This is a genomic window from Parasphingorhabdus sp. (assembly GCF_036963705.1).
Taxonomy (GTDB): domain Bacteria; phylum Pseudomonadota; class Alphaproteobacteria; order Sphingomonadales; family Sphingomonadaceae; genus Parasphingorhabdus.
Genome location: NZ_JBALUT010000017.1, coordinates 1 through 16663, shown reverse-complemented (window position 1 = coordinate 16663; position 16663 = coordinate 1). Strand labels below are relative to the sequence as shown.

Annotated in this window: 21 protein-coding genes and 1 tRNA gene; 14 read left to right on the top strand and 8 right to left on the bottom strand. The window is 58.8% G+C overall.

Annotation, left to right across the window (positions count from 1 at the left end; genetic code table 11):
- Positions 1-152: 152 nt before the first annotated feature.
- The 8 genes from V7680_RS06035 (at position 153) to V7680_RS06000 (ending at position 7526) form a co-directional block, all read left to right on the top strand.
- Entirely contained in the window at positions 153-1430 is a 1278-nt protein-coding gene (locus V7680_RS06035; RefSeq protein WP_335652390.1) for a bifunctional phosphopantothenoylcysteine decarboxylase/phosphopantothenate synthase, read from the top strand.
- Entirely contained in the window at positions 1430-1876 is a 447-nt protein-coding gene (gene dut, locus V7680_RS06030) for a dUTP diphosphatase (RefSeq protein WP_335652389.1), read from the top strand. The genes V7680_RS06035 and dut overlap by 1 nt, the downstream gene beginning before the upstream one ends.
- 29 nt (positions 1877-1905) lie before the next feature.
- Positions 1906-2313, top strand: a complete 408-nt coding sequence (locus tag V7680_RS06025; RefSeq protein ID WP_335652388.1) for a hypothetical protein — start codon at positions 1906-1908, stop codon at positions 2311-2313.
- Positions 2310-3092 carry a HesA/MoeB/ThiF family protein gene (locus V7680_RS06020; protein WP_335652387.1) on the top strand — a complete coding sequence of 261 codons (783 nt, stop codon included), beginning with the start codon at positions 2310-2312 and terminating at the stop codon, positions 3090-3092. The genes V7680_RS06025 and V7680_RS06020 overlap by 4 nt, the downstream gene beginning before the upstream one ends.
- Positions 3093-3331: 239 nt before the next feature.
- The gene (locus V7680_RS06015) at positions 3332-4093 is read left to right on the top strand and encodes a hypothetical protein (RefSeq protein ID WP_335652386.1); all 762 of its coding nucleotides are present in this window, start codon (positions 3332-3334) and stop codon (positions 4091-4093) included.
- Positions 4094-4153: 60 nt separating this feature from the next.
- Positions 4154-5533 carry an NAD-dependent succinate-semialdehyde dehydrogenase gene (locus tag V7680_RS06010; RefSeq protein ID WP_335652385.1) on the top strand — a complete coding sequence of 460 codons (1380 nt, stop codon included), beginning with the start codon at positions 4154-4156 and terminating at the stop codon, positions 5531-5533.
- A 1-nt stretch (position 5534) separates the two neighbouring features.
- Positions 5535-6947 (top strand): dihydrolipoyl dehydrogenase, encoded by a 1413-nt coding sequence (locus V7680_RS06005; RefSeq protein ID WP_335652384.1) that lies wholly within the window; start codon positions 5535-5537, stop codon positions 6945-6947.
- A gap of 174 nt (positions 6948-7121) precedes the next feature.
- Positions 7122-7526 carry an MAPEG family protein gene (locus V7680_RS06000; RefSeq protein WP_335652383.1) on the top strand — a complete coding sequence of 135 codons (405 nt, stop codon included), beginning with the start codon at positions 7122-7124 and terminating at the stop codon, positions 7524-7526.
- 20 nt (positions 7527-7546) lie between these two features.
- Here the strand turns inward: V7680_RS06000 and V7680_RS05995 are convergent, their stop codons facing one another.
- The 3 genes from V7680_RS05995 to V7680_RS05985 are packed head-to-tail and all read right to left on the bottom strand — an operon-like array spanning position 7547 to position 9786.
- Complete coding sequence (locus V7680_RS05995; RefSeq protein WP_335652382.1) at positions 7547-8671, bottom strand: hypothetical protein; 1125 nt, start codon at positions 8669-8671, stop codon at positions 7547-7549.
- 49 nt (positions 8672-8720) lie between these two features.
- Positions 8721-9059 (bottom strand): GFA family protein, encoded by a 339-nt coding sequence (locus V7680_RS05990; protein WP_335652381.1) that lies wholly within the window; start codon positions 9057-9059, stop codon positions 8721-8723.
- A 10-nt stretch (positions 9060-9069) separates the two neighbouring features.
- Positions 9070-9786: an NAD-dependent deacylase gene (locus V7680_RS05985; RefSeq protein ID WP_335652380.1), complete on the bottom strand. Its 717-nt coding sequence runs from the start codon at positions 9784-9786 to the stop codon at positions 9070-9072.
- A 143-nt stretch (positions 9787-9929) separates the two neighbouring features.
- On the opposite strand from V7680_RS05985, the gene dapB reads away from it, so the two are divergent.
- On the top strand, positions 9930-10658 hold the full coding sequence (gene dapB / locus V7680_RS05980) for a 4-hydroxy-tetrahydrodipicolinate reductase (RefSeq protein WP_335652379.1): 729 nt from the start codon (positions 9930-9932) through the stop codon (positions 10656-10658).
- A gap of 96 nt (positions 10659-10754) precedes the next feature.
- On the opposite strand, the gene V7680_RS05975 is transcribed toward dapB, so the two are convergent.
- The 4 genes from V7680_RS05975 to V7680_RS05960 all read right to left on the bottom strand — a co-directional run bounded on the left by V7680_RS05975 (position 10755) and on the right by V7680_RS05960 (position 13354).
- Positions 10755-11138, bottom strand: a complete 384-nt coding sequence (locus V7680_RS05975) for a hypothetical protein (protein ID WP_335652378.1) — start codon at positions 11136-11138, stop codon at positions 10755-10757.
- Entirely contained in the window at positions 11110-11625 is a 516-nt protein-coding gene (locus V7680_RS05970) for a hypothetical protein (RefSeq protein WP_335652377.1), read from the bottom strand. The genes V7680_RS05975 and V7680_RS05970 overlap by 29 nt, the downstream gene beginning before the upstream one ends.
- A gap of 116 nt (positions 11626-11741) precedes the next feature.
- A complete protein-coding gene (locus tag V7680_RS05965; protein WP_335652376.1) occupies positions 11742-12185 on the bottom strand; it encodes a DUF302 domain-containing protein in 444 nt (147 codons plus the stop codon).
- 92 nt (positions 12186-12277) lie between these two features.
- Positions 12278-13354, bottom strand: coding sequence for an NAD(P)-dependent alcohol dehydrogenase (locus V7680_RS05960; protein WP_335652375.1), 1077 nt, complete (start codon positions 13352-13354; stop codon positions 12278-12280).
- A 135-nt stretch (positions 13355-13489) separates the two neighbouring features.
- Here V7680_RS05960 and V7680_RS05955 point away from each other — a divergent pair, with 135 nt between their 5' ends.
- The 5 genes from V7680_RS05955 (at position 13490) to V7680_RS05935 (ending at position 15692) form a co-directional block, all read left to right on the top strand.
- Positions 13490-13750, top strand: coding sequence for a hypothetical protein (locus V7680_RS05955; protein WP_335652374.1), 261 nt, complete (start codon positions 13490-13492; stop codon positions 13748-13750).
- Positions 13751-13847: 97 nt separating this feature from the next.
- Entirely contained in the window at positions 13848-14297 is a 450-nt protein-coding gene (locus tag V7680_RS05950; RefSeq protein ID WP_335652373.1) for a hypothetical protein, read from the top strand.
- Positions 14298-14381: 84 nt separating this feature from the next.
- Complete coding sequence (gene nth / locus V7680_RS05945) at positions 14382-15023, top strand: endonuclease III (protein WP_335652372.1); 642 nt, start codon at positions 14382-14384, stop codon at positions 15021-15023.
- Positions 15024-15124: 101 nt separating this feature from the next.
- Complete coding sequence (locus V7680_RS05940; RefSeq protein WP_335652371.1) at positions 15125-15532, top strand: hypothetical protein; 408 nt, start codon at positions 15125-15127, stop codon at positions 15530-15532.
- A gap of 83 nt (positions 15533-15615) precedes the next feature.
- A tRNA-Arg gene (locus V7680_RS05935) sits at positions 15616-15692 on the top strand.
- 451 nt (positions 15693-16143) lie between these two features.
- Here V7680_RS05935 and V7680_RS05930 read toward each other — a convergent pair.
- Positions 16144-16663 (bottom strand): amino acid permease (locus tag V7680_RS05930; RefSeq protein WP_335652370.1); only part of this gene is annotated, 520 nt, incomplete at its 5' end.

Sequence of the window (16663 nt, the reverse complement as noted above, 5' to 3'; positions counted from 1 at the left end):
CCTTGTTACTTCAAACGACTGATCCCGCAATTTCTCCCATTTTTGTCAACATGGCAGTTTGCATTTTCCCATAGAGGAACTGTTTCCAGCCACGGATTACCCAAAGCACATGCTGCTTGGCATTGGAGCCGCTTGGCTCTAAATCGATTGATATGACCAAGCCCAAACATATCCTGCTGGTGATCGGCGGCGGCATCGCGGCCTATAAATCCAGCGAGCTAATCCGCCTGATCAAAAAATCCGGCATGACCGTCCGCTGTGTTCTCACCGAATCGGGCGCGCAATTCGTGACCCCGATGACGCTGGCCGCTTTGTCCGAAAACGAAGTGCACACCACGCTGTGGAGCTTGAAAGACGAGGCCGAAATGGGCCATATCCAGCTCAGCCGCGAGGCCGATCTGGTGGTCATTTGTCCGGCAACCGCCAATCTGCTGGCAAAAATGGCGGGCGGGATTGCCGATGATCTCGCGACGACATTGTTGCTCGCGACCGACACGCCGGTAATGGCGGTTCCCGCGATGAATGTGAGGATGTGGCAACATGCAGCGACCCAGCGCAATATCGTACAGCTCAAAACTGATGGCATCATCGTCATGCAACCCGATGAAGGCGATATGGCCTGCGGTGAATTCGGCCCCGGAAGGTTGCCGGAACCGGAAGCTATCATGGCGGAAATCAGCGCGCTGCTTGGGTCTTCATTTGCGATGACGGGCGGGACCACGAAATCCGAACTGGGCAACCGCCCCAATATCCTCGACGGCCAGCCCGCCTTTGCACCCGACCGGCATCGACCGTTGCGCGGCAAGCATGTGCTGATCACCGCAGGACCAACCCACGAACCGATCGATCCAGTTCGCTATATCGCAAACCGGTCCTCCGGGCGCCAGGGCTTTGCCATCGCTGCTGCGGCAGCAGAAGCCGGCGCGCAGGTGACATTGGTCGCTGGCCCTGTCCACCTCTCGACACCGGCTGGCGTTATGCGCATCGATGTAGAAACCGCGCTCGAAATGGAAAAGGCCGTCCACGACGCGCTACCCGCCGATATCGCTATCATGGTCGCTGCCGTTGCCGACTGGCGCGCAGACAGTCAGTCCGGTCAGAAGATCAAGAAACAGGGCGCCGCGCCGGCACCGCTTAAACTAACCGAAAACCCGGATATTTTGGCTGGGCTTGCACGGCACGAGCAACGCCCGGGACTGCTGATCGGTTTTGCCGCTGAAACCCAAAAAATCGCCGAGCACGCTCAGGTTAAGCTGGCGAAAAAGGGGTGCGACTGGATCGTCGCAAACGATGTGTCGGGAGACGTGATGGGCGGCGCGGACAATAGCGTACAGATCATCACCGCAACCGGCAGCGAAATCTGGGAGCGATTGCCAAAGCCGGAAGTCGCGCGGCGTCTCATAGCCAAAATCAGCGAGGAAATTGCCTGATGTTCGATCCCATTGAAATTGCCGTCAAGCGCCTGGATCATGCAGGCGACCTTCCGCTGCCGTCCTATGAAACCAGCGGGTCGGCTGGCATGGATGTTCGTGCAGCAGAGGCCCTGACCATAGCTCCCGGCAAGCGGGGGCTCGCCGGGACTGGCTTCGCGTTCGCAATTCCCGAAGGTTATGAAATTCAGGTCCGGCCGCGGTCGGGCCTGGCGCTGAAAAAGGGGATCAGCATACCCAATTCACCGGGCACGATAGACAGCGATTATCGCGGAGAACTGAAGGTCATCCTGATCAATCACGGCGAAGATGATTTCGTGATCCAGCGCGGTGACCGGATCGCCCAGATCGTGGTTGCTCCGGTACAGCGCGGCAATCTGGTAGAGACCGATAATCTCGATGACACTGCGCGAGGCTCTGGCGGATTCGGTTCGACTGGGATATAGAATGTCGGCAAGATGAATAGGAGGATTTGATGATCGAATTGATATTTGCGATCGCGCTAACCGGCTCAATCGACGCTACGACGGATGACCTAGCCAAGGCGATACCGACCGACCTTTCCACGCTCGAAGTTGCCAAATTTCGCAAAAAAGTAACTTATGGCGAACAGCATGAACGCAAAGCCGAACGGCTGGCGAAAGACGCCAATTGCCAGCTGCCAGTGGTATCCAACTGGGTGTTTGCCAAAATCCATGCAGCGATTCTGGTTTCGGCTGAAGGCGAAATCGTGAAGATCGTTCCGGTCAACAGCGGCTGCCCGGAACTCGAGCAATATACTGTCAATCATCTCGCCAGATATGCCAGCAAAATCGCGCCTATTCCTTCCGATAACAAGCCAAAATGGTACCGGACAACCATGAATTACCGCTGGCCTGAATGAGCCCACTCAGCGACGAACAGCTCGACCGCTATGCCCGGCATATCGTACTCAAGGATATTGGCGGCGCGGGTCAGAAGAAGATAATCGATGCGCATATTCTGATTGTGGGAGCTGGCGGCATTGGTTGCCCGGCGATCCAGTATCTGGCGGCGGCGGGAATCGGGGCGCTGACGATTTTTGATGATGATATCGTGTCGCTTTCGAATTTGCAGCGGCAGGTTTTATTCTCGGAAAATGATATCGGGAAAGCGAAAGTTGAAGTTGCCAAAGTTGCCGCGCAGCGTATCAACCCTGATGTCGACATAAATCCAATAAATCAACGACTTACCGCGCAATATTTTGAGAAAGACGCTGCAGCATTTTTTGCCGCTTTTGACGCCATTATCGACGGGTCGGACAATTACCAGACCCGCCTGCTGGTTTCCGATCTCTCGGTCACCCACAAGATACCGCTAATTTCCGCGGCGATCGGGCAGTTTCAGGGGCAGCTCGGGACGTTCCGCGGCTGGGAGCATGACAAGCCCTGCTACCGCTGCTTTGTCGGTGACGCGCTCGACCCCGATGATTGCGACAATTGCAGCGAAGTTGGCGTTCTTGGTGCAATGGTCGGCCTGATGGGCAGTTTTGCAGCGATGGAAGCGATCCGCGTGGTCACCGGCTTTGGTCAGGACCCCGCCGGAAAACTCCAGCTTTTCGACGGCCTTGCCCCGTCGATGCGGAGCATAAACCTGCCCAAGGACCCGCAATGCAAAAGCTGCGGCACGCCGCCGCAAACTTAACCGGTGCGACCGCAGCCGGCGCAAACTTGACCGCCGCAGACTTCATTAAACCACAGACCTGATCGACCGCAAACATACCAGCCCCGATGCGGTGCAATTGCGCTTCCACGACCGCCAAGATGCCGAAGCAACATCCGGCAACAACCCAGCTTCGGCGACAGAAAACAGCGCAATTGGAACGATATCGCCGCTCATGCTTTGTCTCGGCAGCACCGTTCAATTCAAAAAAGGCCGCCGCGATGAAGCAACTAAGCGAAGATTTCTGGAATATACGCGGCGACTTCAAGATCGCCCACCTGCTGAACATCGGCACCCAGATGTCTGTGGTCCGCAGGCAGGACGGCACGTTCGTTCTGCTCGACTCCTACGAGCCGGAAAAGCAGGACCTCGACGCGCTGATGAATTTGACCGACGGCGGTTCGTTGATCGAGGCCGTGCTGAACGTGCATCCCTTTCACACCATCCACTGCGATTTTGCCCAGAAACTGGCGCCGCACGCGCGACTGATCGGTACGCAGCGCCATCACCAGCAAAAGCCTGATCTGCAGTGGGATCCGGCGCTGATCGAAGATCCGGACACGCAAAAGGAATTTGCCGACCTGTTCGACTTTTCGGTTCCTTCCGGTGTCGACTTCATTTCCGATGACGAGGATATTCACGTCAGCTCGGTCCTCGTCCGTCATCGCGCCAGCCGCATCATCCATGTCGATGATACATTCATGTATATCGACCTGCCCTCTTTGCTGCAAAAAATGGTGCCCGGTCCGCAACTGCGGTTTCATCCCAAACTGGCCGACGGCCTGGAGAAGCGGCCAGGCGCGGCGGATGACTATGTCCGCTGGGCCAATGAACTGGCCAGCGACTGGGCCGACACGACGATGATATGCGCAGCCCACAACGGCATTCTCGACATGTCCGAACAAGGCTTCGCGGACGCGATCCGCAAGGCCCTCGATGCGGACAGCTGCACGCTTGAGAAGCATCGCGAGACATACGGCTGAACGCGCCTTTCCGAGCGCCACAACCGATCCATCAAATCAATTCCAAACAAGGAAAATCACATGACCGACAAGTCTATCCAGACCATCAATCCGCTCACCGAACAGCCGCTTCAATCCTATCCGCTGATGTCGGACGACGAAGCCATGACTGTCGTCGAAAACAGCCACAAGGCCTATCTCGAATGGCGCCTGAAGAGCCGCGAAGAGCGGGCCAGCGTGATCGCCGCCATCGCCGAGGAGCTGCGCAATTCCAAAGAAGAATATGCCCAGCTGATGACCGACGAGGTCGGCAAATTGATCAGCGATTCCCGCCAGGAAATCGAACTATGCGCCAGCATCTGTGACTATACCGCCAAGAATGGTCCCGACATGCTGGCTGACGAGGAACATGATGTTCCCAACGGCCGCGGACTGGTGACCTATTCCCCGATGGGCGTGATCTACGGTATCCAGCCGTGGAATTTTCCCTGCTACCAGGCGGTCCGATATTCTATATCCAGCCTGATGGTCGGTAATGGCGTGTTGCTGAAACATTCGGAAAACTGCACCGGTAGCGGGCTTATGTTGCGAGACATTTACGAACGGGCGGGACTGCCCAAGGGCCTGTTTGGCGTTCTGCTGATCAGCCATGACCAGTCAGACGCGATCATCGAACATGATCTGGTGAGAGGCGTAACCCTGACCGGCAGTGACAAGGCCGGCCGTACGGTCGCGCAAAAGGCCGCCGCTGTGGCGAAAAAGACCGTGATGGAGCTGGGATCCAATGACGCTTATATGGTTTTCGATGACGCCGATCTCGATCTGGCGATCAAGACCTGTGTCCAGGGACGGTTGTTCAACAATGGCCAGACCTGCGTCAATGCCAAGCGGTTCATTGTTACCGAGAAAAATTACGATGCCTTCGTGAAAGGCTATGCGGATGCTTTCAACGCCGTCACCATCGGAGACCCCAACAAGGACGAAACCGGACTCGGGCCATTGGTATCGAGCAGCCAACGGGACCAGGTGCACAAGCAAGTCGAGGAAAGCGTGGCCAATGGCGCGAAAATCGTCGCGGGCGGGCAGATTCCTGACCGCACCGGCTGGTTCTATCCGGCCACCGCGCTGGTCGACGTAGCCCCGGGTCAACCGGCCTATGATGATGAAATTTTCGGCCCTGTCGCTTCGATCATCAAAGCCAAGGACGACGAGGACGCGATGCGCATCGCCAATGACAGCCGCTACGGTCTGGGTGGCGGAATTTTCAGCAAGGATGTCGAGCGGGCGGTCAAGATGGCATCGACCCATTTCGACACCGGCATGGTCAACATCAACACATACAGCATCGCTTCGCCCGACATGCCATTCGGCGGCGTCAAGAATTCGGGTTACGGTCGCGAGCATGGCGAGGTCGGCATCAAGGAGTTCGTCAACGTCAAGGCCATCACGATTGCGGCCTGAGATGACAGAGATACTCGATTGCGACGTAGCGGTTATCGGAGCCGGGACAGCCGGCCTGGCCGCCGAGCGCGCCGCGCGCTCGAACGGTACACGGACGCTGCTGATCGACCCGGAATATAACGGGACAACCTGCGCGACCGTAGGCTGCATGCCATCCAAGCTGCTGATCGCGGCTTCGCACGCAGCCCATGCCGCCCGGTCGACCGGGATGTTCGGCATCAGCGTCGGGAACGTCACGGTCGACGGAGCAGCCGTGATGCAGCGGGTGCGGGACGAGCGTGATCGTTTCGCCCGGCTGACTCGAGAATCCATCGAGGAAATCCCGGACGATGTGCGCCTTGAGGGACGAGCGAAATTCGCGGGACCCAAACGGCTCGAACTGGATGATGGCCGCGTGATAGACGCGCGAGCCATTGTGATCGCCACCGGATCTTCTCCCTCGATTCCCGACGAATATGCGCAACTTGGCGACCGGCTGCTGACCAATGACAATATCTTCGAACTGAAGAAACTACCAGCGCGGCTGGCCGTTATCGGATCCGGACCGATCGGACTGGAACTGGCTCAGGCCATGGCACGGCTCGGCGTAAAAGTGTCCCTGTTCGACCGGGGCGACCGGCTTGGCGGAATTCGCTGCGACCGAGTGCACGCAGCGCTGCGATCCGCGATCGAAGATGATCTGAAACTTCATATGGCCGTTGAAGTGGAGACGAAAGTCAAAGCCGACGTGGTTGAGGTTTCGTGGAGCGGCCAATCGTCAGGCGATGCGGATTTCGATTATGTCCTGGTCGCTACCGGACGCCCGCCGAATCTGGAGAGCCTCAATCTGTCTGCAGCAGGGCTCGACCTGGATGACCAGGGCGTGCCCGAACATGACCGGGAAACGATGCGTTGCGGAGAAAGTGCAATCTTCCTTGCCGGAGATGTCGCGAATGATATGCCGCTGTTGCACGAAGCGTCACACGGAGGCGCTATCGCCGGGCGCAACGCAGTGGCTTGTCCCGTCATCATAAAGACCGATCGTTTTACGCCGTTCAGCATCACTTTCACCAGTCCACCGGTCGCCCGAATCGGCAAATCGGAGGAGGACGGGCTGGTCACCGGCACCGCCGACTTCAGCGATCAGGGACGCGCGCGGGTCGAGGGTGTCAATCAGGGCGTCCTGACACTATACGCAGCCGCGCCACACGGGCGGTTGATCGGAGCCGACCTGTTCACTCCGGGCAGTGAACATCTGGCACACATTCTGACATGGGCGATCCAGCAAGGTCAAACTGCGTCTCAATTGCTGGAGATGCCCTATTATCATCCCACATTGGAAGAAGGGCTGAAACAGGCATTGCGCACGATTTGCGCGGCAACGCCGATCGAATTGCCGGAAGGACAGGATCGAGGTGCACCCTCCGGTGCATAGCCCCGTGACTTGCTCAGAAAATATTACCGCGACAAGACGCATGCCATGGCGTCATCGTCATTCGGCTGGAAAAGACGATCATCGACTCCAACAGCCGAGCATAGACTCCCCTCCCTCGCAATTTGCGCTTTGTCCAAAATCGGCTAGGACAAGAAAAAACGCAGGAGGAACATCATGACATTACCGGTAACCGGCCTCGCCGCCGCGATTTGCGCTTTGCTGCTAATCTATTGCGCCTACGCCACGGTCAAGGTTCGCCTTGCGACCGAGATCGGCTTTGGCGACGGCGGCAATCCAGATCTGCTGGCTGCCCGCGGCACCCACGCCAATCTGTCGGAACATGCGCCGCTATTCCTGATCATGCTCGCGATTCTGGAGCTGGCCAATGCCAATCACATCGGCATCACGATCATCGCAGCGATCTTCCTGATCGGCCGCGTCGCCCATATCGTCGGCATGAAACAGCATCACAAGGGCGGCTCCCCGCGCTTTCGCCAATTGGGCGTGTTGGCCACCTGGCTGACCACCGTCGCGCTGGCCTTGTGGATCGTATTTCTGTTTGTGACGATGCATCTGTAAATCCTACCCGGACCGGCAGGTCAATCGCGCTTGAGATAGGCTCCGCCGCTGCCGTCTGCGGGCACCAGCCGGTCGCCGGAGATATTCAGCCGCAGTTCCTTGAACGACGGCTTTACAAACACCCGGTTGTCCAGCTTCACTTCGTAGACCCGCGCTTCCCGGTCGGGCGGAACATCGAAGCGCGAAGCATATTCCGAACCGTCATGGCGCAAGGTCAGCTTGATCGATTTCAGCTGCCGCTCGTAGCCTGCCGGAGCGAAGGCGAAGCCGAGTTCATGGCTGTTCGCCGTCTCGACGCTGCCATCGGCGAATGAGAATTCGGCGTCTATGTCCAGACGCGAATTGGGCCGCTCGCGCCGGTTGACCCAGATGCCGACGCCTTCGCTCCAATTGATCCCGTCGCCACTGTCATTGCCCGCATATTCGGACGTATAATCGGACAGGAAGAAACAGTCGGCGGGCAGCGAGGGTGGCTGATAGCGAGCGGTCTGGCCAGCGGCGCGGGCGCTTTTGGCGAGAACCGCAACCGCGTGGCCCCAGTCCCGCCTCGCGCTTCGCGCGGAAACCTCGAGATTGTCATCCGGGTCGGACAGGTCGCGGGCAAAATAGGCAGCAATCGCCTGTTCGTATTCGGCTCGCAGCTTGCTTTCAGTTTTCGCGGCGACTTCTAAGCGTTGCAGCGGCGTCAGCTCTTCCGTCGCGGCATAATCGTCCGAAGAAGCGTAATAGCCGCCGGTTTCAAGGAATGCGCATTGCCACTTCGCCCGGTTTTGCAACCGGATCGTTTCGCTAGCATAAGCGGCATCTACTTCTTCCCGGCTCCAGGGAGAAGCCTCGCCCAGCGCAAATACCGGCGTGTCTTTGCCGAACTCATGCGGCCCGAGTATCACCTGCCCGCCGCTTTGCGTCCATTTGCCTTCGCTATAGAGGTCGAGACTGCCGACGATCAGCATCCATTTATAGCTGCCATCGGGATCGAGCAGCAGCTGCGCTGCGGTTTCCATTACCCCGCCGAGGCGGTAGTTTCCGGCCAGGCTGCTCGCCGTCGCCTGACTGTCGCTTTCACTGCCCGCTTGAGCGAGCGCGGCGGGCGCAAAGGCAAAGGCGCAAATTGTCGAAAGCAATGAGATCGATAGGTTTCGCAAGGTCAGGCTCCCTGTGTGGCGGGGATCATTGGAGAAATTTCGGCACATGCTAATAGCTTGCCCCGTCCACATCGCGCACCGGCAGATGCTGCCAGTCTTCCGGCTCGAACATCCGCATGTTCACGCCCATCCGGTCGGGCGATGCTGTTCGCGGGGTCCAGTGGCTGAAACAGCCGCAGGTCGTGCAACTCCATGTTGTGATCATCCTGTCGCCCTGCACATAAGGGTTCAGCGCGTCTGGCTGAACCTCGACCGTCACCTCATCGGGATGCCAGTAACCGCCGATCCAGCCGGTCTTGCGGCATAAAGAGCAATTGCAGCGCAACACTTCTTCGGGCGGGCCCGGTACGGTGACCTGCACCGCGCCGCAATGGCATCGGCCTTTCATGACACCCTCCTCAACACAGCCCGTGCGACAGAACCTGGTCGACCCAGTCGGGCACCAGCTCCCCCGCCATGCCCATCCGGCTTTCGTGGAAATGGAAACTGCCCTCCGACGGGTCCAAGTTCATCTCCAGTGTGCGCGCGCCGTGATAGCGGGCGGTCTGGACAAAGCCGGCAGCCGGATAGACCGCGCCCGATGTGCCGATCGAGACGAACAGGTCACAGCGGGCCAGCGCCTGCTCGATCCGCTCCATCTCGTAGGGCATTTCGCCAAACCAGACGATGTCGGGGCGCAGGCAGCCGGGCACATGGCAGTGCGGACAGACGGGGCCGCTCGCCATCTCGCCGTCAAAGGCAAAATGCGCGTCGCAGGCGCGGCACCAGGCGCTGTTGAGCTCTCCGTGCATGTGGAGCAGGCGTTCCGATCCGGCGCGATCGTGCAGGTCATCGACATTTTGCGTGACCAGCAGCAGATCGCCCGCCCATGTCTTGTCGAGCTTGGCTAGCGCCTGATGCGCCGCGTTCGGCTCGACGGTCTTGAGCTTGGCACGGCGTTCGTCGTAGAATTTCTGGACCAGATCGGGGTTGCGGACAAAGGCTTCCGGCGTAGCGACATCCTCGACCCGATGCCCCTCCCACAGACCATCCGGCCCGCGAAACGTGGCGACTCCGCTTTCCGCGCTGACACCGGCGCCGGTGAGGATGACGATATTGTTGATAGGGTTTAGCATGCGCCCCCCATAACCGTTCACTTCGAGCGAAGTCGAGAAGCTTTGCACCATTTTCAAAAACCGTTAGTGGTGAGCCTGTCGAACCACGCATCTCGTCTATAGATGTCCTTCGACAAGCTCAGGACGAACGGGGTAAAGTCAGAATGACGAAGATCGGAATTATCGGCAGCAAGGGCCGCATGGGACAGGCGCTGGTCGCGGCGATTGCGGAAGCGGGCCACAGCCATGCCGGCGGCACGGATCAGGGCGATGATGTCGCGGCGCTAGTCGCGGCCAGCGATGTGCTGGTCGATTTCTCCTCTCCGAAAGCGCTGCAGGCGACGCTCGATGCCTGCGTCGCGGCGGGCAAGCCGATCGTCATCGGCACCACCGGACTGGAGGCCGCGCATCACGCCGCGATAGATCAGGCCGCGACCAGAATCCCCGTGCTGCAGACCGGCAACACCTCGCTCGGAGTCAATATGCTGGCGGCGCTGGTCGAGCAGGCGGCGAGCAAGCTCGGCGATGACTGGGATATCGAGATTGTCGAAATGCACCACCGGCACAAGGTCGACGCCCCCAGCGGCACCGCGAAACTATTGGGCGAAGCCGCCGCACGCGGACGCGGCATTGACCTGATCGCGAACAGCGAAAGCGGCCGGGACGGCATCACCGGCGCGCGCGAAAAGGGCGCGATAGGCTTTGCAGCGCTGCGCGGCGGATCGGTCGCCGGCGATCACACGGTGATATTGGCGAGCGACGAGGAACGGATCGAACTGACCCACCGAGCGGAAAACCGGATGATCTTTGCCCGCGGTGCGGTGAAAGCGGCTGGCTGGCTGGTCGGGCAGAGCGCTGGAAGATACGGGATGGACGGGGTTTTGGGATTTTAGAGTTGGGCAACGAGAATGCCCCGATTCTAATGGGGTAACAACGGCGCGACCTCGCTTTGGCGCACAATCATCAGTCCCACGGCTAGCTCGCAAAGCTCAGCCTCGCCAGACCCGGATCAACCTCCATATCGACAATGCGGTCCCGATGCAGCAGGCCATCGCAAGCGCGGCATAGCCGAGAACCGATCCATCACTATAGGTGACACCGCTGGCAGCATCAAAATATTGACCCGATGACCCATAAGGCAGCTGCGCCCGTTCGTACCAGAGCATCGCGAAACCAAGGGTCAACGCGGCCATGCACAGGGTGATGGAGAGGCTCAGGAGCTTGGCTAGTTTCATGGATTTGGCTCTGTTGCTGTGGAATTGCGGCAACAGTGCACTTTTCCCGATCATCGTAAAAGCGGTTAATGTGCGCTTGGACAAACTGATCCGGATCGACGCGGTCAGGCTAGACGCCGCTGCTGTCAGTCGCGCCATGCCGACCGGCTTGCGTGGCACCGCTGGACTCCGGCGCGTCCATCACCGCTCCGACATCGATGGGTGCATAATCGTCCGTGTCCGTCTTGGCCAATTCGGCGCGATCTTCATCAAGGCCCGTATCGGAGCCGAAATTCTCGTCATTCCAGGCTTGCAGCCGTTCCAGCCGGAGCCGCTCGATCTTGCGGGCAGGTTCCTCCGGCGTCAGGATCCGCGCGCCGTTTTCATAGCGCCCGATTTCATAGCTGGCATCGGCATATTCGGGAGACTGCGACGGGGTCCTGTTGATGGAGACATAAGGCATCTTGTAGGCATTTTGCCCGAGGGCATAGCGTTCCACCGGGTCCGCGGGTGGCGGGGACGAAAGCCGGGGATGCATGGATTGCTCGGTAACATGGCCCAGCCCCAGTCCCGACATCAAGGCCAGCGATACACCGATTATGATGTAGGAAATATTCTCCGTCAGCGTCCTTTTTTGACTTTGCATGGGTTAAATACGAACGGCTCCCCGATCCGTTCCCGGTGAACTGGAGAATGAGGACGGGGTTGACGCCCACCATATCGCGCCGGGATGACGGACTTTGCTTGGGCGAAGGCATGGCTCTAGGCGCTGGCCAGTGTCTCGATCACCTTTGACAATTTGTCCCGGACCACCGCGGCGGCCTGTTTGAGCTGCGGATTGTCGATCGCCTGCATCGACGCCAGCGGATTGATCGCGGCAACCTCGACCTTGCCATCGCTCATCTGCTGGACCACGACATTGCAGGGCAGCATCGTTCCGACCTTGTCTTCGAGTTGCAGGGCTTCGTGGGCCAGCGCGGGATTGCAGGCACCGAGGATCGTATAGGGCCGGAAATCGACATCGATTTTGGCCTTCAACGTTTTCTGAATATCGACGCGAGTCAGCACCCCGAAACCCTCGGTCTTGAGCGCCGCTTCGGTGCGCTCGATCGCTTCGTCAAATGTGGTCGCCAATATTGTCGCCATATAATAGTTCATAAGTGCCTCATATTCCTGATTGTTCAAAATACCGGTGACAGGTGCCACGTCCTCCCTTTCCCGTGAGGGCGTACTGGAAGGTGAGTGCACAGCGATCCACCAGCGGAACACTCTCATCCAACTCGATCTAGCCGCCTGCGCTAGGGCTTAACCGCGATTTTCATCACACCGTCGCGTTGATTGGCGAACAGGTCATAGGCGATTTCGATATCGTCGAGCGCAAAATGATGAGTCACCAGCTTGCTGGTATCGACCCGTCCCGAACCGACCACTTCCATCAGCCGGCGCATCCTTTCCTTGCCGCCGGGGCAGAGCGTGGTGACGATCTTGTTGTCGCCCAGTCCGGCAGAAAAAGCATCGACCGGCAGGGTCAGGTCTTCGGAATAGACGCCGAGCGAGGACAGGGTCCCGCCGGGGCGCAGAGTCCTGAGCGCCCAGTCGAAGGTCCGGGACTTGCCGAGCGCCTCGATCGAGACATCGACGCCGCGCCCGTCGGTGATCCGCATGATCTCGTCGATCGGATCGACCTTGTTATAGTCGATGACATGGTCGGCGCCCATGCTGCGCGACATTTCCATCCGTTCGGGGATGGTTTCCACGGTGATGATATTGGTCGCGCCCATCAGCTTGGCGCCAGCGGTGGCGCACAGGCCGATCGGCCCCTGGGCAAAAATCGCGACGCTGTCGCCGATCCTGATCTTGCCGGACTCGGCGCCACTGAAACCGGTCGAGAGAATATCCGGGCACATCAACACCTGTTCGTCGGTCAGCCCGTCTGGCACGGGAGCGAGATTGGCCATCGCATCGGGCACGCGCAGATATTCCGCCTGGGCGCCGTCGATGGTGTTGCCAAAGCGCCAGCCGCCCATCGCTTTCCAGCCATGGCCATGCTGGCCGCCGCATTGTGAATGAAAGCCGCACATCGATGCATTGGATGTACCGGTCGGGGTAATCGCGCCGGCTATCACTCGCTGACCTTCACTGAAACCCTCAACCGCAGAACCGAGCTTTTCGATGATTCCGACCGGTTCGTGTCCGATCGTCAATCCGCTTTCCACCGGATATTCGCCTTTGAGAATATGAACATCGGTGCCGCAAATGGTGGTCGTGGTAATCCGGATCAGCGCGTCGAGCGGGCCAATGTCGGGGATCGGTTTCTCGCCGAGAATGATCTTGCCGGGCTCGATGAAAATGGCGGCTTTCATGTGGTTATCCATTGGGGGTCTCCATCATAATCATATGTTCCGGTCCAATGGTAAGAGCCGCCGTCAAAATCGTCTCTACGCAATATCGCGTAGCGCCCGCATCAGGTCTGGCTTGCCAACCAACCCCGCAGCCCATAAGCCATCTCCATGGATTTTGATGATCAATTGCAACGCTATTTCGGCACTGCCGACCTGTCCGCGATCCAGCCGGAGGCGATGAGTGCGGGCATCGAGCATATGCGCGTCGACTTCGGTCTGGAAAAGGATCGCGGGCGGCGCTTTGCCTTGTGGGCGGTGCTTTATATGCTCGGCACCCATCTCGATCTGGACAAAGCGTTTGAAGACGAGGCCGACCGCAATAGCGCGCGGGATTTCATGGACATGATGGACCGGATTCAGGGCGACTGACCAGCCGGGCCGCCGAAGCCGGCAGGACCCCGGAACCGCCTGTTCGTTCAGTGTCTCGCAATGAATATATTCTTATGATCATGAAAATCGGGAAATTGTGACCGCCGACGACGAGCGGGATAGCGGAAAGACCAGGATCATGGCGCTCAATAATATCACCAAAGCGGGCGCGATTGCGGCGGCGGCCTGCCTGTGGAGCGCCAGCGCGTCCGCCAGTCCGTCCCCTCCTCTCGACACTCCGGAACGGATCAATATCCTGGTGACTTACGGCGAGGACGAATGTCCTGAAGCGCAAGGCGACGAGATTGTCGTATGCGCGCACCGTCCCGAGTCAGAACGCTATCGCATCCCCAAGGAAGTGCGGGAGGCCGAAGCAGAAGAAGAACAGTCCGGAGGCCAGAGCTGGTCATCGGCCCTCGCCTCTCATGAAGAAGCCGCGCGGCCTGGTCGTCCGGGCAGCTGTTCGGTTGTCGGCACCTATGGATCGACCGGCTGTCAGGCCGCGATCATGCGCCAATGGTTCGACGAGCGCCGCCTGACCCAATGATCCCGCGGTGCCGGTGACACTTCGATGACGCATGGCCCGACCGGCCGATTGTATTTTCATCCGCGAGCGGCCATGACGGCGTCCATGAAAAAAGCCGATATCTTCGAATTCTACTCCCGTCTTGCCGCCGACAATCCGTCGCCGGAGACAGAGCTCAACTATGGCAATACCTATCAGCTGGTCGTCGCAGTGGCTTTGTCCGCCCAATCGACCGATATCGGGGTCAACAAGGCGACGCGGCTGTTGTTCGCCGACGTGACAACGCCGCAGCAGATGGTCGATCTCGGGCTCGACGGCCTGAAGGAGCATATCAAGACCATCGGTCTGTTTAACACCAAGGCCAAGAATGTGATCGCCCTCTCGGAAATGCTGATCGCCGATTTCGGCGGCGAGGTTCCCGCCGACCGCGACGAGCTGGTCAAGCTGCCCGGAGTCGGGCGCAAGACCGCCAATGTCGTGATGAACTGTGCCTTTGGCGCCGAGACTTTTGCGGTCGACACCCATATTTTCCGGGTTGGCAACCGCACCGGCCTGGCGCCGGGCAAGACCGTGCTGGCCGTGGAGAAGAAGCTGGAGACCCAGACCCCCGGCCCGTTCCGCGTCCATGCCCACCACTGGCTGATCCTGCACGGCCGCTATATTTGCAAGGCGCGCAAGCCGGAATGCTGGCGCTGCCCGGTCGCCGACCTGTGCCGGTTCAAGAAGAAGACGCCGGCGCCCGCATGATGGCGGATGCGCTGACGCAGCGGCCGAGATCATTCAGCTTCGGGAAATATATCCGGATGTAAATTACTGGCCAAGATGGCAATCATCCACAGGAGAAGAATATGCGCCTGCAATCCACGATCATCATCGCTTCGGCACTGGCCGCCGGTAGCGTCGCCTTTGCCGCCGAAAAAGCGTCCAAGGACGACAAATATGAAATCCGCGAGGTCGGTGAAGCAAAAAGCTGTATCAACCGTTCGAGTATCCGCTCCACCGATGTGATCGACGACCAGACCATCGATTTCAGGATGCGCAATGGCGATATCTATCGCAATCGCCTGCCCAACAAATGCAGCGGCCTGGCATTCGAGGAAGCCTTTTCCTACAAGACATCGACCAACCGGCTGTGCAGCGTCGATATCATCCACGTGCTGTCCCAGACCGGCGGCCAGCTTGACACCCGCGGCGCCTGCGGCCTCGGCAAATTCCAGCAAATCGAAAAAATTCCGAAGGCCGCAACCGAAGACTAGACCGCCGCTCGCAATGGGCCAAATATTTGATTGGCAATCAGGCAATGTCGCTGCTAAACGCCCATCCGGCGGTACACGCCTTGGCACCCGTAGCTCAGCTGGATAGAGCGCTGCCCTCCGAAGGCAGAGGTCACAGATTCGAATTCTGTCGGGTGCACCACCTTTTCTGCCATTTCTTGGGTTAGAGCTACTTGGAACTCCGGTGTTTCTCCGGTGTAATCAAGGAGAACATCGGGATTCGGGTTACTCAAAACAGCTGTCCGTGGCGTGGAAAACATTCTGGCTTTTCGACCCATTGCGATGAGGCCGCGATCGAAATTCAAGTCAAGGTCCGCTTCGCGCCCAATTGTCGCCATTCCGAAGGAAGAAGCTCGTTCCTGAAAGCGGCCATTGCCTGAACTCGCTGCGCTTACACATTAATGGCGGGAACCGGGTGGTTATGCGATCACGCTCGATCTAGCCAAGGCGCAAAAGTGAAACATACATCAAATTGGAAGCAAAGCCTTTGAAACCCTAGTTGAATTGGCTCAGAAGCTGAAGGCCGAGATCACGCGCTCGCACATCCGTAAAGGGGTAGAGACCGCTTTCCGTATCAACGGATTATATACAATTCACATTTCACTAATGGCGGCGCGACCGCGCTCCCGCCCGAGATGGATGCCCACCGGAATGCAGATTGCTATCAGGCCCAGCATAGAAACACCGCTAATCGGATCGGCGGCAATGAAGGCGATCAGAAGCAACACGCTGATCACAAGAGCCAACGCTGGCAGGACCGGATGGCCGACCGCGCGGAACGGCCTGGGCAGATCGGGCTGGCTGCGGCGGAGGGCGAAGAAGGCGGCAAAGTAGAGAGAACTGGCGAAGATCGACAGCGCCCCCGTCAGCTTGAACACGAAGATGAAGCCACCAGACCATATCAGCGGAAAGGCAATCAACGCCGAAATGGCCAATGCCACAGTGGGGGTGCCTCCGCGATTGACGCGCGTCGCGGACTGAAGGAACAGCCCATCGCGCGCCATCGCGAACAGGATGCGCGGCGTCGGCATCACAATCGAATTGAGCGTGACCAGCGCCATGATTGTCGCGATCAGAGCCACAACGATATTGCCTGTCCGCCCGAATACTTGC

Coding starts and splice junctions, on each gene's coding strand:
- V7680_RS06015 (WP_335652386.1), top strand. CDS start 3,332: ATGAAGCAACTAAGCGAAGATTTCTGGAATATACGCGGCGACTTCAAG.
- V7680_RS05940 (WP_335652371.1), top strand. CDS start 15,125: ATGCGCCTGCAATCCACGATCATCATCGCTTCGGCACTGGCCGCCGGT.
- V7680_RS06000 (WP_335652383.1), top strand. CDS start 7,122: ATGACATTACCGGTAACCGGCCTCGCCGCCGCGATTTGCGCTTTGCTG.
- V7680_RS06020 (WP_335652387.1), top strand. CDS start 2,310: ATGAGCCCACTCAGCGACGAACAGCTCGACCGCTATGCCCGGCATATC.
- V7680_RS06025 (WP_335652388.1), top strand. CDS start 1,906: ATGATCGAATTGATATTTGCGATCGCGCTAACCGGCTCAATCGACGCT.
- dut (WP_335652389.1), top strand. CDS start 1,430: ATGTTCGATCCCATTGAAATTGCCGTCAAGCGCCTGGATCATGCAGGC.
- nth (WP_335652372.1), top strand. CDS start 14,382: ATGAAAAAAGCCGATATCTTCGAATTCTACTCCCGTCTTGCCGCCGAC.
- V7680_RS06010 (WP_335652385.1), top strand. CDS start 4,154: ATGACCGACAAGTCTATCCAGACCATCAATCCGCTCACCGAACAGCCG.
- dapB (WP_335652379.1), top strand. CDS start 9,930: ATGACGAAGATCGGAATTATCGGCAGCAAGGGCCGCATGGGACAGGCG.
- V7680_RS05970 (WP_335652377.1), bottom strand. CDS start 11,625: ATGCAAAGTCAAAAAAGGACGCTGACGGAGAATATTTCCTACATCATA.
- V7680_RS05990 (WP_335652381.1), bottom strand. CDS start 9,059: ATGAAAGGCCGATGCCATTGCGGCGCGGTGCAGGTCACCGTACCGGGC.
- V7680_RS06035 (WP_335652390.1), top strand. CDS start 153: ATGACCAAGCCCAAACATATCCTGCTGGTGATCGGCGGCGGCATCGCG.
- V7680_RS05955 (WP_335652374.1), top strand. CDS start 13,490: ATGGATTTTGATGATCAATTGCAACGCTATTTCGGCACTGCCGACCTG.
- V7680_RS06005 (WP_335652384.1), top strand. CDS start 5,535: ATGACAGAGATACTCGATTGCGACGTAGCGGTTATCGGAGCCGGGACA.
- V7680_RS05960 (WP_335652375.1), bottom strand. CDS start 13,354: ATGGATAACCACATGAAAGCCGCCATTTTCATCGAGCCCGGCAAGATC.
- V7680_RS05975 (WP_335652378.1), bottom strand. CDS start 11,138: ATGGCGCGACTGACAGCAGCGGCGTCTAGCCTGACCGCGTCGATCCGG.
- V7680_RS05985 (WP_335652380.1), bottom strand. CDS start 9,786: ATGCTAAACCCTATCAACAATATCGTCATCCTCACCGGCGCCGGTGTC.